This is a genomic window from Microbispora sp. CA-135349 (assembly GCF_050947365.1).
In the GTDB taxonomy this organism is placed as follows: domain Bacteria; phylum Actinomycetota; class Actinomycetes; order Streptosporangiales; family Streptosporangiaceae; genus Microbispora.
In genome coordinates this window covers 8,542,389-8,555,772 of the sequence record NZ_CP192001.1, presented here as the reverse complement: position 1 = coordinate 8,555,772, position 13,384 = coordinate 8,542,389, and the positions used below count along the sequence as shown (strand labels likewise).

13 protein-coding genes are annotated in these 13,384 nt (G+C 70.7%); 3 read left to right on the top strand and 10 right to left on the bottom strand.

The annotated features are described in order from the left end of the window. The first annotated feature begins 140 nt into the window (after positions 1 to 140). Positions 141 to 899 (top strand): glucose 1-dehydrogenase, encoded by a 759-nt coding sequence (locus ACQPZZ_RS39395; RefSeq protein WP_432927585.1) that lies wholly within the window; start codon positions 141 to 143, stop codon positions 897 to 899. Positions 900 to 914: 15 nt separating this feature from the next. Then, positions 915 to 1,925, top strand: a complete 1,011-nt coding sequence (locus ACQPZZ_RS39390; protein WP_432927583.1) for an LLM class flavin-dependent oxidoreductase — start codon at positions 915 to 917, stop codon at positions 1,923 to 1,925. 319 nt (positions 1,926 to 2,244) lie between these two features. On the opposite strand, the gene ACQPZZ_RS39385 is transcribed toward ACQPZZ_RS39390, so the two are convergent. From ACQPZZ_RS39385 to ACQPZZ_RS39350, 8 genes are all read right to left on the bottom strand, one after another. Beyond that, positions 2,245 to 2,631 carry an SCO5389 family protein gene (locus ACQPZZ_RS39385; RefSeq protein WP_363647712.1) on the bottom strand — a complete coding sequence of 129 codons (387 nt, stop codon included), beginning with the start codon at positions 2,629 to 2,631 and terminating at the stop codon, positions 2,245 to 2,247. 111 nt (positions 2,632 to 2,742) lie between these two features. Next, positions 2,743 to 3,699 carry an ATP-binding protein gene (locus tag ACQPZZ_RS39380; RefSeq protein ID WP_432927581.1) on the bottom strand — a complete coding sequence of 319 codons (957 nt, stop codon included), beginning with the start codon at positions 3,697 to 3,699 and terminating at the stop codon, positions 2,743 to 2,745. An 83-nt stretch (positions 3,700 to 3,782) separates the two neighbouring features. Continuing rightward, complete coding sequence (locus ACQPZZ_RS39375) at positions 3,783 to 5,360, bottom strand: serine/threonine-protein kinase (RefSeq protein ID WP_432927579.1); 1,578 nt, start codon at positions 5,358 to 5,360, stop codon at positions 3,783 to 3,785. Between the two features lie 75 nt (positions 5,361 to 5,435). Further along, complete coding sequence (locus ACQPZZ_RS39370; RefSeq protein WP_363647718.1) at positions 5,436 to 5,828, bottom strand: RrF2 family transcriptional regulator; 393 nt, start codon at positions 5,826 to 5,828, stop codon at positions 5,436 to 5,438. A gap of 4 nt (positions 5,829 to 5,832) precedes the next feature. After that, on the bottom strand, positions 5,833 to 6,795 hold the full coding sequence (locus tag ACQPZZ_RS39365; RefSeq protein ID WP_432927576.1) for a sulfate/molybdate ABC transporter ATP-binding protein: 963 nt from the start codon (positions 6,793 to 6,795) through the stop codon (positions 5,833 to 5,835). Further along, the gene (locus tag ACQPZZ_RS39360) at positions 6,785 to 7,582 is read right to left on the bottom strand and encodes a sulfate ABC transporter permease subunit (protein WP_432927574.1); all 798 of its coding nucleotides are present in this window, start codon (positions 7,580 to 7,582) and stop codon (positions 6,785 to 6,787) included. The genes ACQPZZ_RS39365 and ACQPZZ_RS39360 overlap by 11 nt, the downstream gene beginning before the upstream one ends. Next, on the bottom strand, positions 7,575 to 8,399 hold the full coding sequence (gene cysT, locus ACQPZZ_RS39355) for a sulfate ABC transporter permease subunit CysT (protein ID WP_363647724.1): 825 nt from the start codon (positions 8,397 to 8,399) through the stop codon (positions 7,575 to 7,577). Before cysT ends, ACQPZZ_RS39360 begins: the two co-directional genes overlap by 8 nt. Further along, entirely contained in the window at positions 8,396 to 9,427 is a 1,032-nt protein-coding gene (locus ACQPZZ_RS39350) for a sulfate ABC transporter substrate-binding protein (RefSeq protein WP_432927573.1), read from the bottom strand. Before ACQPZZ_RS39350 ends, cysT begins: the two co-directional genes overlap by 4 nt. A gap of 225 nt (positions 9,428 to 9,652) precedes the next feature. On the opposite strand from ACQPZZ_RS39350, the gene ACQPZZ_RS39345 reads away from it, so the two are divergent. Then, the gene (locus ACQPZZ_RS39345; protein WP_432927571.1) at positions 9,653 to 10,747 is read left to right on the top strand and encodes a hypothetical protein; all 1,095 of its coding nucleotides are present in this window, start codon (positions 9,653 to 9,655) and stop codon (positions 10,745 to 10,747) included. Between the two features lie 12 nt (positions 10,748 to 10,759). Here ACQPZZ_RS39345 and ACQPZZ_RS39340 read toward each other — a convergent pair whose 3' ends face one another. Together ACQPZZ_RS39340 and ACQPZZ_RS39335 are read right to left on the bottom strand one after the other, a co-directional pair. Continuing rightward, positions 10,760 to 12,178 carry an LCP family protein gene (locus ACQPZZ_RS39340; RefSeq protein WP_432927569.1) on the bottom strand — a complete coding sequence of 473 codons (1,419 nt, stop codon included), beginning with the start codon at positions 12,176 to 12,178 and terminating at the stop codon, positions 10,760 to 10,762. Positions 12,179 to 12,307: 129 nt separating this feature from the next. After that, positions 12,308 to 13,321 carry a LacI family DNA-binding transcriptional regulator gene (locus ACQPZZ_RS39335; protein WP_432927567.1) on the bottom strand — a complete coding sequence of 338 codons (1,014 nt, stop codon included), beginning with the start codon at positions 13,319 to 13,321 and terminating at the stop codon, positions 12,308 to 12,310. Positions 13,322 to 13,384: the final 63 nt, after the last annotated feature.

Genomic DNA, 13,384 nt, shown 5'->3' with positions numbered 1-13,384 from the left:
TTCATGGACGCCCGCTGGACAAGCGCATGGTGACGCGCCGCACGACCGGGATGGCGCTTCGCGGCGTGGCTGCGCCGAGATACGCGGGAGCATGACTCGGAGTAAGTTGCTGTGATCGAATCGGCGCGAGGAGGCTGGCGATGTCACGGTTCATCGGTAAGTTCGCGGTGGTCACCGGCGCGGCGCGGGGGATCGGTGCGGCGATCGCACGCCGGTTGGCCGCAGAGGGCGCGGCTGTGGCCTGCGTGGACCTGACCACGGACCAGTGCGCCTCGATCGTGGACGAGATCACCGTCACCGGGGGCAGGGCGGTCGCGTTCGGCTGTGATGTCTCGGAGGGTGCTCAGGTCGAGGCGCTCGTGCCGAGGGTGATGGCCGAGTTCGGGCGGATCGACGTGTTGGTGAACAACGCCGGGCTGACCCGCGACAACCTGCTGTTCCGTATGTCGGAAGACGACTGGGACAAGGTTGTCGACGTGAACCTCAAGGGCGTCTTCCTCATGAGCCGGGAAGTGCAAAAGCACATGGTGGAGCAGCGGTCCGGAGCCATCGTCAACCTGTCGAGCCGGTCGGCACTGGGAAACCGGGGGCAGGCCAACTATTCGGCGGCCAAGGCGGGCATCCAGGGGCTCACCGCGACCATGGCGATCGAGTTGGGCCCGTTCGGTGTCCGCGTCAACGCGGTCGCGCCCGGATACGTCGCGACGCCGATGACCGAGGCGACGGCAGTGCGGCTGGGGGTGACTCCGGAGGAGCACCAGGCCACTATGGCGCAGGCCGTGCCGTTGCGGCGTGTCGGTCAGCCGACCGAGATCGCGTCAGTGGTGGCCTTCTTCGCCTCCGACGACGCGTCGTACGTCACGGGTCAGACGCTTTACGTCAACGGCGGCCCGCGATAGGGGGCGGCCGCAGGGATGCGGATCGGCGTCTTCCTCATCGCGGCGGGCTTTCCTGGCATGGCATCCGGGGACGTGCTGCGCGGCACGGTCGAGGCGATCGGGGCGGCAGAACGAGCCGGGTTCGACGACGCCTGGATCGCCGAGCACCACTTCATGACCTACGGCGTGTGCCCGTCGGCGGCGACGCTGGCAGCCGTGGCGCTGGGCCGCACCTCGCGGATCGTGGTCGGGACGGCGGTCAGCGTGCTGTCCGCCCAGCATCCGATCGCGCTGGCGGAGCAGGCGGCGATTCTCCATCACGTGTCGGACGGCAGATTCCGGCTCGGCGTGGGGCGCGGGGGTCCGTGGCTGGAACTGGAGGTCTTCGGCACCGGGACGGCGAGGTTCGAGCGGGGTTTCCCCGAGTCGCTCGACCTGCTGTGCTCGGCGTTGGCCGACGGTCCGGTGGCGGGGGACGGCGAGTTCTTCCGCTTCCGTGAGGTCAAGATGGTCCCGCAGGCCTATATGTCGCCGGTCGTCGCCTGCACGTCGGACGGCACGGTGCGGCTCGCCGCCGAACGGGGACTGCCCATGCTTCTCGGCATGCACATCGGCGACGATGAGAAGGCGGAGATGATCGCCGGCTACGAGCGGTACGCCACATTCCCGAGCGCGGTCCCGGCGGCGCACATCGGGGCCGTGCTCGGGCATGTGGCGGACACCACCGAGCAGGCCGTACGGGAGATGCGTGAGTCGCTGCCACGCTGGCTCGGGCCGGGACTGGCCGGGTACGTGCCCGTGGACGGCCGGCCATCCCCACGGCGGAACATTGCGGAATACGTGGACCTGCTGTGCCGGATCCACCCGGTGGGCTCGACGGAACACTGCGTGGAGAAGATCACCGCCACGGTGGCGCGAACCGGGCTGCGGCACCTCATCCTGATGGTCGAGGGCGCCGGTGACCGCGCGCGGACGCTGGAGAACATCGCACGACTCGGCGCTGAGGTGCTTCCGGCCGTCCGGCAGGCCGTGTCACGGTCCGCGTGACGGGCCGCGTGATGGCCGTGTGATGGCCGTGTGAAAGGCAGGCAGTGGGAGAAGGGACGGTTCGCGGTGACGAGCGGACCGGCGAGGGCTGCGGGCGCTGCAGGTGGCCGGTGGTGGCTGGAGGCGGCGTGAACCGCCGTGAACCGGCGCGCCGCCCCCAGCCTGAGCCCGGAGAACCAGCCCGGGAATCCATCCCGGCGGCCAGTCCGGAGATTCAGCCCGGCGGCCAGCTCGGGAATTCAACCCGGGCCAGTTCGGGAGAACCGGCCGGGTCAGCCGATCGAGCTGGTCCGAGCTGGTCCGAGCTGGTCCGAGCTGGTCAGCAGTCGACCAGTTCCGGGCTTTGATTCAGGATCTGCGCCCGCGGTGTGACGAACTCCTGGTAGGCCTCGGTGGCGTCGGGGCGGAACACCGCGACGCGGTGGCAGTTCTGGAAGGCCAGCCGTACGCCGAAGTGCCTTTCGAGAGCGCCGCGCATCGCGTCGCTGGCCAGGCAGCGCAGCAGTTGACCGCGAGCGGCCTCGTCGGGCGGCGGCACCTGGTTGTCGGCGAAGTCGGCGCCGGACCGGTCCCGCCGCTCGACCAGCGCGGTGATCGTCGCCCAGGCGTACGGCAGCGAGTCGCGGACGCAGGCGACGAAGGCCGCGTCGTCCACCTCACCGGCGCGGGCCTGGTCGAGCAGGTCGTTGGACACGGACAGTGACATGAGCGTGTTCTCCTCTCGACGGCGTTTCCCCTGTCTCCTCGGACAAGCGGGGAACGCAGTTGACGGTATGCCGAACGTGGCGGGCCTCCATGTGGCGCGGAGGCGACACGTTTATGGGGCGGCGACGGCCGGGCCGTACACGAAGCCGGGGTCGATCTGCGCGACCAGGTCCTGTCCCGTCGCGCGGTTGGCCCATGCGCGGGCGTTCCTGATGTGGAACTCGGCCGCCTGCCTGCCGAACTTCGGCCAGTCCTTGGGCTGCGCGTCGAGTCTGTCGAGCATCGCGGCTAGGGCCAGATGGCCGGCGGGCTCCAGGTCGTGGAGCGTGAACGGCCGGCCCTGCTCCATGCCTCGGATGGCGGGGGAGTGGCCGAACCAGGTCAGCAGGTCGTCGCCGACGTGCTCGCGGAGGAAGTCGACGTCGTCCGGCGAGTGAATCTTGTTGCCCACGACGGCGATGGCGACGTCGAAGCCGGCGGCGTGGTCGCGGTACTGCCGGTAGACGCTCACGCCCTGCCGGGTCGGCTCGGCGACCAGGAAGGTGAGATCGAACCGGGTGAACAATCCGGAGGCGAAGGAGTCCGCCCCGGCGGTCATGTCCACCACGACGTACTCACCCGGGCCGTCGACGAGGTGATTGAGATAGAGCTCGACCGCGCCGAGCTTGGAGTGGTAGCAGGCGACGCCGAGGTCGTCCTCGTCGAACGGCCCGGTGACCATGAGCGTGACGCCCTCGACAGGGCGGGACGGGAAGAACGGGTCGCCCAGCCGGACCAGCCGGGATCCGCGTCCGGGCGGGGTCGTCTTCACCATGGACGCCGTGTCGCGAATCAGCGGGTTGTCCCCGCGCAGGTAGTCCTTGATCTCCTGCAGCATCCCGCCCAGCGGGGGCGGGTGCCCGGCCGCGTCGGCCTTCGCATCGGCAGGCAGGCCCAAGGCCAGGCCGAGGTGCTGGTTGATGTCGGCGTCGATGGCGACGACCGGTCCTCTCCGCGTCGCGTATCGCGCGAACAGCGACGACAGCGTGGTCTTGCCGCTTCCGCCCTTGCCGACGAACGCCACTCGCATCTTGGCCCCCAATCAAAATGAAAACCGTTGTCACTTTCACTCGTGCGTCATCATGACACAGCCGAGGAGTGCGCGGGCGGATTTCAGGCCGGGGAAGGCGTCGCCACAGAGGGTTGCGAGACGGGCGAGGGCGGCTGGAAGAGCGAGAGCACCCTGACGAGCGTGGGCCACAGGGCGTCCCAGCCGTCGGCGGGAGCGGTCCAGGTGAGCACGCTTGTCGTCGTGGCGGTGGAGATCACCCGTCTGTACTGGTGATACTTCACTCCCTTGTCCAGGTGGTCCCGCGCCGACGCCGTACGCGGGGTCCAGGTGAACTCCCAGTCGGCGGCAGGGCCGTGCCGGCTGGTCACGGTTTCGAGCCGGAGCTTGCGGTAGGTCGTGGCGACCGGACGGAGGATCACCTCCGCCTCGCCGAGCGCCGCCAGGGGGTCGGTGCCGCGCTGTGCGGTCACCTCGACCGTGAACGTCGCCTCGCCGTCCCGTGAGCGCCACGTGGTCGAGTACGGCCCCTTCTCGCGAGCCCAGCCGCGGGGCACGCCGGCCCGCCAACCGGCGTCAGACGTGTGCCACTTCAGCTTCAGCCGCCGGGCGGGCTGTGCGGACGCCGACGCAGGGGTCGACACAGGGGTCGACACAGGGGAGGCCGAAGCCGATGGAGCGACAGAGGCGACCGCCCCGGCCCCGGCCCGGTTCTCACCGCCGGGCCGCAGCGCCCCCCAGCCTCCCACCGCCCAACTCCCGGCAGTCCAACCCCCGACAGCCCAGCCTCCGAGAGCGCAGCCGACCAGGACGGCCGCCGCCACCCCGACGAGGAGCCGGGTGCGGCCGGGCTTCCGGCGTACGGGCCGGGGCGGGGCGGGCGGCTCGATCTCGCCGAGCAGGCGGTCGGCGGTCTCCGCGTCGATCCGCCGCCTGGGCTCCCGGGCCAGCAGCCCGGTCAGCACGTCGTGTAGCTGCCCGGGCAGGTCCCCGGGCGGATTCTTCAGGGGCCCCTGGCCCCCCGGCGGCCTGCCGGTGACGGCCAGGTGGAGGGTGGCGCCCAGCGACCACAGGTCGGCGGCGGCCGTACGCGGCCCGCCTGCGGCCCGCTCCGGGGCGAGGTACGTCTCGGTGCCACGGCCGGCGGAAGGGCTGCCGGCTTCCGGAGACCGGGCGAACGCCGGATCGGTGGCCGGCACGGACATGCCGAAGTCGGCGAGCAGCACCCGCCCGTCGTGCGCGAGGAGCACGTTGGCCGGCCGGACGTCGCCGTGCCGTACGCCGGCGGCGTGGGCGTGCGTGAGCGCGGACAGCACCGCGCGGGCGACGCGCGCGGCCTCGGCCGGGGGCAGCGGTCCGTCGCCGGAGACCACCCCGTCGAGCGAGCGCGAGGGGACCAGCTCCGTCACGACGTACGGCGTGTCGTCCTCCTCGGCGACGTCGTGGACGGCGGCGATGTGAGGGTGGCTCAGCCGCTCGGCCTGGCGGACCTCGCGGGAGATCCGCTGGACGAGCCGCAGTCGCGCGGTCTCGCCGAGGTCGGGGGGCAGCAGGACCTCGCGGATCGCCACGGGCCGGTCGAGCAGAGTGTCGCGGCCCTCCCACATGAGCCCGGTGCGGCCGTGGCCGAGGGCGCGGACCAGCCGGTATCGCCCCACGATGAGCTGCCCAGCAGTACCCATCCCGCCTGCCTCTACGCCACGGCACGTTCCACCTGAATGCGGAGTCTTGCACAAGTACCGGGCGCGCAAAGGTGATTAGAGGGGCGGAAGTGAACCCGTCGCGATGTGGGCGAGCGTGACCTCGGTGAGCGTCGCCTGCTCGTGGTCGCGCAGGGCCGTCCAGACGTCGCCGAGCGGTTCGGCGACGCCGTGGAACCCCTCGCTGTCCTGCGGCGCTCCCTCCATGATGAGGACGACGTCGGCGAGCGTGATCTGCTCGGCGGGCCGCGCGAGCCAGTAGCCGCCGTCGGGCCCGCGCTGGCTGTGGATGAGGCCGGCCCGCCGCATCTGCAGCAGGATGTTGTCGAGGAACCGCCGCGGAATGCGCTGGGCGGCCGCGATCCGCTCGGCCGGGAGCGGCCCCGGCGCCGCCGCGGCCAGTTCGGCCGCGGCGCGCAGGGCGTACTGGGTCCGTACGGAAAGCCGCATCTTCTTACACTGCGAGGACCAGGGATCGGGCGCCGGGCATGGGCCGCAGGTGCACGGTGTCGCCCGGCCCGAGACCGAGCCGGTCGGCCTGCTCCCGTGTCACCTGCACCCACGCCTCGTGCCCGCCGATCTCCACCTCCACGCGCACCTCGAAGCCGAGCCGTACGACGCGGGAGACCACGGCGGGCGAGCCGCCCTCGACGGGATCCTGGCTGATCTCGATGTCGTGCGGGCGGACCAGGCTGCCGCCGATCTCGGTGACCGGGCCCAGGAAACGCATCACGAACGGGTTGGCCGGGTTGTCGTACACCTCGCCGGGGCTGCCGGCCTGCACGACCTCGCCCCCGGCCAGCACCACGATCGTGTCGGCGACCTCGATGGCCTCCTCCTGGTCGTGGGTGACGAACACGGTGGTGACGTGGACCTCGTCGTGCAGCCGGCGCAGCCACGCCCGCAACTCCTTGCGCACCTGCGCGTCCAGGGCGCCGAACGGCTCGTCCAGCAGCAGCACCTCGGGCTCCACCGCGAGCGCCCGGGCCAGGGCCATGCGCTGGCGCTGGCCACCCGACAGCTGGGAGGGGTAGCGGTCGGCCAGTTTCTCCAGGTGGACCAGTTCGAGCAGCTCCATGACGCGCTTGCGGATCTCGTCCTTGGGCCGCTTACGGATCTCCAGCCCGAAGGCCACGTTGCGGAAGACCGTGAGGTGCTTGAAGGCGGCGTAGTGCTGGAACACGAAGCCGACGTTGCGCCGCTGCGGGGACAGCCGGGTGGCGTCGACGCCGGAGATCCGGACGGTGCCGGTGTCCGGCCGTTCCAGGCCGGCGATGACCCGCAGCAGCGTCGACTTCCCCCCGCCGCTCGGGCCGAGCAGGGCGGTGAGCGACCCCGCGGCGACGTCCAGTGACACGTCGCGCAGGACGGGGGTCGTCCCGAACGACTTGTTCACGTCGCGTACCTCAATTGCCATGAGACCGGTCCTTCGGGCGCAGGAGCTTGGTGAGCAGCAGGGTGACCACGGCGATCAGGGCGAGGGCCGTGGCGGCGGCGAACGCGGCCGGCTGGTCGAAGTTCTGGAACCGCTCCTCGACGAACAGCGTCAGCGTCTGGGTCTGGTCCACGAGGCGGCCGGAGACCACCGCGACCGCGCCGTACTCGCCGAGCGAGCGGGCCAGGCAGAGCACGATGCCGTAGCCGAGGGCCCAGCGGATGCCGGGGAGCGTGATGCGGACGAACGTCTGCAGGCGGCTCGCACCCAGCGTGTGCGCGGCCTGCTCCTGCTCGTCGCCGAGCTCCTCCAGGACCGGTACGACGGCCCGCACGACGAGCGGGAGCGCCACGAAGACCGTGGCCAGCACCATGCCGGGGGTGGAGAAGATGACCTGGAGTCCCCAGCTCTCCAGCAGTCCGCCGACGGGGGAGAACCGGCCGTACACGAGGATGAGCGCGAGCCCGACGACGACCGGCGACACGGCCATAGGCAGGTCGATGAAGGCTCCCAGAAGCCGTTTGCCGGGGAACTCGTGCCGCACGAGCAGGAGCGCGGCGCCGACCCCGAAGACCGTGTTGGCCACGACCGCCCAGCCGGCGACCGTCAGCGTGACTTTGAAGGCGTGCAGGGCCGACGGGGAGGTCAGCGCCTCGGTGAACGGCCCGATCCCGTTTCCGAAGGTCCGCCAGATGATCAGTGCCACGGGCAGGACCAGCAGGAACAGGACGTAGACGACGGCGACCAGGCGCAGGACGTGCTTAGCCACGGCGGCTCCCCCAGCGTTGCAGGACGTCGAGCGTGATCAGGGCGACCAGGGCGACCACGAGCAGGACCGTCGAGATCGCGGCCGCACCGGTGGTGTTGTCGCCCTCGATCTGGCTGAAGAGGTTCACCGCGGCGACCTGCGTCTTGAACGGCAGGTTGCCCGAGATGAGCACGGTCGAGCCGAACTCGGCGATCGCCCGGGTGAAGGCGAGGGCGGTGCCGGACAGCATCGCGGGGATGAGGTTCGGCAGGATGACCCGGCGGAAGGTCTGGAACGGCCGGGCCCCGAGGGAGGCCGCCGCCTGCTCCATCTCCGTGTCGAGCTCGAGCAGGACCGGCTGCACCGTACGGACGACGAACGGCAGCGTGACGAACATCAGCGCCAGCACGACTCCGGCCCTGCTGTAGGCGAGATTGATGCCGAGCGGGGACTGCGGGCCGTACAACGCGAGCAGGACGAGACCGGCGACGATGGTCGGCAGCGCGAACGGCAGGTCGATGATCGTGTCGAGCACCGCCCTGCCGGGGAAGCGGTCGCGGACCAGCACCCAGGCGATCACCGTTCCCATGACCAGGTTGACCAGGGCGACGAGCGCCGACGCCCCGACGGTCAGGGTGAGCGCCGCCCAGGCATCGGGGGTGGTGACCGAGCGCCAGAAGTATCCGGGGCCCTCCTCGCCCGAGCGCCAGACCACGGCGGCCAGCGGAATCAGCACGATCAGGCTCAGGTACAGCACCGCGACGCCGAGGCCGGCGGCGGTGCCGCCGGCGGGGCGCCGGACAGGTCGTACGGTGATCGCGGTCACTTCCTGCGTCATTTCTCCGTCGCCACGCCGAGCTTGCGCTCGATCTCCGCGACCTTGCCGGTCTTGGGGTCGAAGAAGTCCGTCGTGAGCTTGTCCCAGCCGCCGAGGTCCTGGATCGTGAACAGCTGCGGCGGGGCGGGCCAGTTGAAGCCGGTCACGCCGTCGACGACCGGGCGGTAGCCGTTCTTGGCGAAGATCGTCTGCGCCTCGACCGAGTAGAGGTACTTGAGGAAGGCCGCGGCCTCCTTGGGGTGGGCGCTGTTCTTCGTCACGGCCACCGGGTTCTCGATGAGGAGCGTCGAGTCCGGGACCGTGTAGTCGATCTCCTGGTTGTTCTGCTGAGCGAAGATCGCCTCGTTCTCGTACGTGAGGATCGCGTCGCCCTTGCCGCCGGTGAAGGTCTGCAGGGACTTGCGGCCGCTGTCGTCCTGGACCGGCACGTTCTTGAGCAGCGAGTCGAGGTAGGCGAGCCCGGTCGCCTGGTCGGCGCCCTTGTTCGACTTGGCGCCGTACCCCGCGAGGAGGTTCCAGCGGGCGCCGCCCGAGGTGAAGGGGTTCGGCGTGATGACCTCGACCCCGGGCTTGACGAGGTCGTCCCAGGTCTTGATGCCCTTCGGGTTGCCCTTGCGGGTCCCGATGACGACGACGGACTTGGTGAGGATCCCCTTGTCGGGCCCCGCGGTGGGACCGGAGTTCCAGTCCGGCGCGACGATGCCGGCCTTCACGAGCCGGGTGATGTCGGTCTCCAGGGAGAACTCGACGATGTCCGCCTTGAGCCCGTTCGCCACGGCGCGGCTCTGGTCGCCTGACGCGCCGAACGACTGCGTGAAGGTGATGTTCTTGCCCTCGGGCGTCTTCTGGAACGCCTTGATGATGTCCTCGAACGCCGCCTGGGGGGTGGAGTAGGCGACCAGCGCCAACTGGACCTTGTCGCCTGCGCCGTCGCCCCCGCCGGCGTCGCTGCCTCCCCCGCAGGCGGTGACCAGGGTGGTCGTCGCCATGACGGCGGCTGCGATGGCCCCGAGCCTGCGTACTGTCATGCCTGTCCTCTATTCCGCGCGATTCCTACCAAGTCAGTCGGTTTAGTCGATATTAAAGACCGTTCCAGGAATCCCGTCAAGCCCGATGGGTTTCACAGGTTTGTCACGACGATGACAAACCTGCTTCCAGCGGTTGTTGTGAAATTTCCAGACAGGACGTGTCGACAAGTGCTAGGAACGTTCGCTATTGGGACATGACCCAAATCCCACTGAGGAAGGAACTTCATGCGCGACCCGGTCACGGAGGACGCCTATGAGCAGGACGGTTCGTTGATCCGGCCGTACATAGCAGGCGAAGGGCAACACGCCGCGGAGGGGGACCGCTTCTGGTCGGAGGAGCACGACGAGCAGGCTCTGGGCGCCGCGCCGCGCGACCACGGGGACGTGTTGTCCGAGGACTGGCGGCCGGATCAGCCCCCGCAGACCCCCGCCGACCACGCCGACCAGGACGACTACACCGCCGGACGCACCGCTCGGCTCCGCTCCGACGACCTGGCGAGCGACGAGGGCCCGGTGAGCGAGGGGCGCCTGGTGAGCGACGGGGCCCTGGTGAGCGAGGGGGGCCTGGCGAGCGACGGCGACACCGATCCGCGCGGCTTCCTCGGCTCGGGCTGGCGCAACACGCCCGATCCGGAGGAGGACGAGGACGAGGGTTCGCGACGCGGCGGGCTGCTGCTGCGGACCGGCCTGATCGCCGTCGGGGTCCTCGGTGCGATCTGGGCGCTGGCGCTGTGGGTCGGACAGCCCTCCGGCACGGACTGCGCGGAGGCGGACTGCGCCGCCGGGGCGAAGCCGGCCGTGACGGCGCCCGTCTCGCCGGCCGCCGACGGCGACGCCGCGACCGGAGAGTCCGGCGACGCCCCTGCCGACGCCCCCACTGACGTCCCCACCAGCGTTCCCACCGGCCCGTCCGATGACGTGCCGAGCCAGGCGCCCAGTGACGCCCCGAGCGACGCCCCCAGGGCGGAACCCACCCGGACCCGGCCCGCGACGTCCGGGACCTCGGCGCCCGCCGCGCCCTCGCACGCCCCCCGGTCCCACGCGCAGAACCCCGGCTCCGGGAACGACACGGCTGACGACGCGGCTGACGGCGCGGCCTCACGCCCGTCGCGGTCCCGCGTGTCGGTCGACACGCCGGAGCGGTCGTCCGGCGACGAGCGGGCCGATGGACGGACCTCGGGGACGGACACGACGTCCGAGGAACGGGCGGCCACGGCTCCGACCTCCGAGCCGGCCACCGAGCAGCCGACGACCGCGCCGGCCCCCGCGCAGGATTCGTCCCACCGCGGCGGCGGCCTGTTCGGCTGGCTCTTCGGTTAAGAGGCCGGGCGGTTAAGAGGCCGTGCAACTGTCCTGAGTGGCGTCGAAGCCCTCCACGTCGTCAAGCGTCCTGGGGGGCTTCATTCCCTTCCAGTCGGCCCCGATCCCCAGCACGAGGGTCTGCGTGGTGGCCGTGCCCACCCGGCGGGAGCGCGCCTTCTTCAGCTCGCGGTAGAGCCGGGACGCCCGGCTCTCACCGTTGTCCGAATACGCGACGACGGTCTTGGCGTACGGCTTGGGCGCCTGCTCCACCTTGACGATGTGGTAGCCGCGCTGCTCCAGTTCGGCGGCCACCTGGGTGCCGAGGCCCTGCTGCCCGCTGCCGTTGCGGATCAGGATGTGGATCTGCGACTTGGGCACCTTCTGCTCGCCGCTCTTGACGTTCTTGGCGATCTGGTCGGCGGCGACCATCTTGAACAGACGGTCGGCCTGCGGCTGCACCCACTCGACCCGGCCGGGATTGGTGATCGAGTAACGCCAGGGGGTGGTGACGAAGCGGATCTGTCCGGCGGTCAGCCCCTGCGCGCTCGTCGCGAGCTCCTTCATCACGCCGATCGAGAGGTCGGGATCGGTGGTGATCGACCTGGTCGCCGCGTCGAGGAACCCGAACAGCGTCGCCGGGTTGGTCAGGGTCTCGCCGCTCATGGCCTTCTTGGCCATCGAGGCGAGGAACATCTGCTGGCGCTGGATCCGGCCGATGTCGGACCCGTCGCCGAGCGAGTAGCGGGCGCGGACGTACCCGAGCGCCTGCTCGCCCTTCAGCACCTGCTTGCCCGCGGGCAGGTCGAGCAGGGCCTTCTTGTCGTGGACGGCCTGCGGCAGGCAGACCTGGACGCCGCCCAGCGCGTTCACCATCGCCTTGAACCCGGTGAAGTCGACCTTCACGAAGTGGTCGATGTGGATGTCGGTGAGTCCCTCGATCGTCTTCCAGGTGCAGCCGATGCCGCCGGAGTTGAACGACTCGTTGATCATGCCGACGTGGGGCCGCTGACCGGGGAGGTTGCCCTTGGCGGAGCAGGCCGGGAGGCGGACGAGCGAGTCGCGGGGGAAGCTGATGAGCACCGCGCCGTCCCGGTTCGGGGAGATGTGGGCCAGGATGATCGTGTCGGTGCGCTCGCCGGGAAACTTGCCGTATTTGGCGTTTGCGCCGTTGCGCTGGTCGGAGCCGACGATCAGCACGTTGAGCGCCTTGCTGATCTTCTGCGGGCGTGCCTCCTCGCCCCCGAGATCCTTCTGGGTCACCGTCTCGTGCTTGACGTTGCCGCTCAGCTTGACGTATCCGCCGACCGTGAACGTGACGGCGCCGGCGAGCACGCCCAGCGCTCCCGACAGCGTGACCCACAGCCAGGCCCGCCACTTCGGGGGCGTCCGGGGTGGCGGCGCCGGAAGGTCCTCCGCCGGGGGCGCCGGACGGACGTCGACGTGACCCACTGTCGTGCTCCTGAGGGTCGGACCAGGCGCTTCTCGCCAGGTCGAAAGCCAGTAGCGGCAAACGGGGCCAAGTGTAGCGATCTCCCCTGAACGTCACCTTTCAAACGCGGTAACCGCGCACCACGCCGATCAGGCGGGTGGCGCCGTGCTGCCCCGGGTGGTCAGGCGCGGGGCCTCGTCCTCCAGCGGCGTGGCCTCCACGCCGTCGATCAGCGCGAGCAGCCGCTGCGCCGCGTGCGCGCCGTACGCGGGGATGTCGCGGGTGAGCACGGTCAGCGGGGGACGGACGACCTGGCAGAGCGGGGAGTCGTCCCAGGCGACGACGGACAGGTCGGCCGGCACGTCGAGCCGCATCTCCTGGGCGACGGAAAGACCCGCCACGGCCATGATGTCGTTGTCGAAGACGATCGCCGTGGGCCGCTCGGGCGAGCTGAGCAGCCGCCGTGTGGCCCGCGCGCCCTCCTCGCCGGTGTAGTCGGTGTGCACGATGGGGCAGGCGTCCAGCCCGAGACCGGCGCAGACGTCGCCGAACGCGCGGTCGCGGATCGCCGTGTGCGACAGCCGGGGCAGCCCGGCGACGCGGGCGATCCGCCGGTGCCCGAGCGCGACGAGATACTCCACCGTCTCGCGTACGGCCGCCCTGTCGTCGGCCCAGACCGGCACGAGCGATCCGGCGGCCGACGGGTGCCCGAGGACGACGACGGGCATGCCCATCTCCTCCATCTGGGGCACCCGGGGATCGTCGAGGTGGAGGTCGACGAGGATCGCGCCGTCCACCCGGCCCTCCCCCCACCAGCGGCGGTAGACGCCCATTTCGGCCTCGTGGTCGCCGACGACCTGGAGCAGCAGCGCGTACGAGCGGGCGGACAGCTCCGCCTCGATGCCGCTGATCAGCTCCATGAAGAACGGCTCGACGCCGAGGAAACGGGCAGGGCGGCACAGCGCGAGGCCCACGGCGTGCGCGCGGGCGCCGTTGAGCGCGCGGGCGGCGATGTTCGGCCGCCAGCCGATCTCGTCCGCGATCGCCAGGATGCGGGCCCTGGTGGCTTCGGACACCCCCGGCTGGCCGTTCAGGGCGTATGAGACCGCGCCCTTGGAGACCCCGGCCTGGCGTGCGATGTCCGCGATGGTGGGTCTTCTCACGTGTCCCCTCGACTGAACCGGTCCAGTGGCCCTCACCTTACTACCGTTACTTTGCCTACATCT

Bases quoted from the DNA above. Each gene is read 5' to 3' on its own strand.
- ACQPZZ_RS39395 (WP_432927585.1), top strand. From the start codon at position 141: ATGTCACGGTTCATCGGTAAGTTCGCGGTGGTCACCGGCGCGGCGCGG.
- ACQPZZ_RS39390 (WP_432927583.1), top strand. From the start codon at position 915: ATGCGGATCGGCGTCTTCCTCATCGCGGCGGGCTTTCCTGGCATGGCA.
- ACQPZZ_RS39385 (WP_363647712.1), bottom strand. From the start codon at position 2,631: ATGTCACTGTCCGTGTCCAACGACCTGCTCGACCAGGCCCGCGCCGGT.
- ACQPZZ_RS39380 (WP_432927581.1), bottom strand. From the start codon at position 3,699: ATGCGAGTGGCGTTCGTCGGCAAGGGCGGAAGCGGCAAGACCACGCTG.
- ACQPZZ_RS39375 (WP_432927579.1), bottom strand. From the start codon at position 5,360: ATGGGTACTGCTGGGCAGCTCATCGTGGGGCGATACCGGCTGGTCCGC.
- ACQPZZ_RS39370 (WP_363647718.1), bottom strand. From the start codon at position 5,828: ATGCGGCTTTCCGTACGGACCCAGTACGCCCTGCGCGCCGCGGCCGAA.
- ACQPZZ_RS39365 (WP_432927576.1), bottom strand. From the start codon at position 6,795: ATGGCAATTGAGGTACGCGACGTGAACAAGTCGTTCGGGACGACCCCC.
- cysT (WP_363647724.1), bottom strand. From the start codon at position 8,399: ATGACGCAGGAAGTGACCGCGATCACCGTACGACCTGTCCGGCGCCCC.
- ACQPZZ_RS39350 (WP_432927573.1), bottom strand. From the start codon at position 9,427: ATGACAGTACGCAGGCTCGGGGCCATCGCAGCCGCCGTCATGGCGACG.
- ACQPZZ_RS39345 (WP_432927571.1), top strand. From the start codon at position 9,653: ATGCGCGACCCGGTCACGGAGGACGCCTATGAGCAGGACGGTTCGTTG.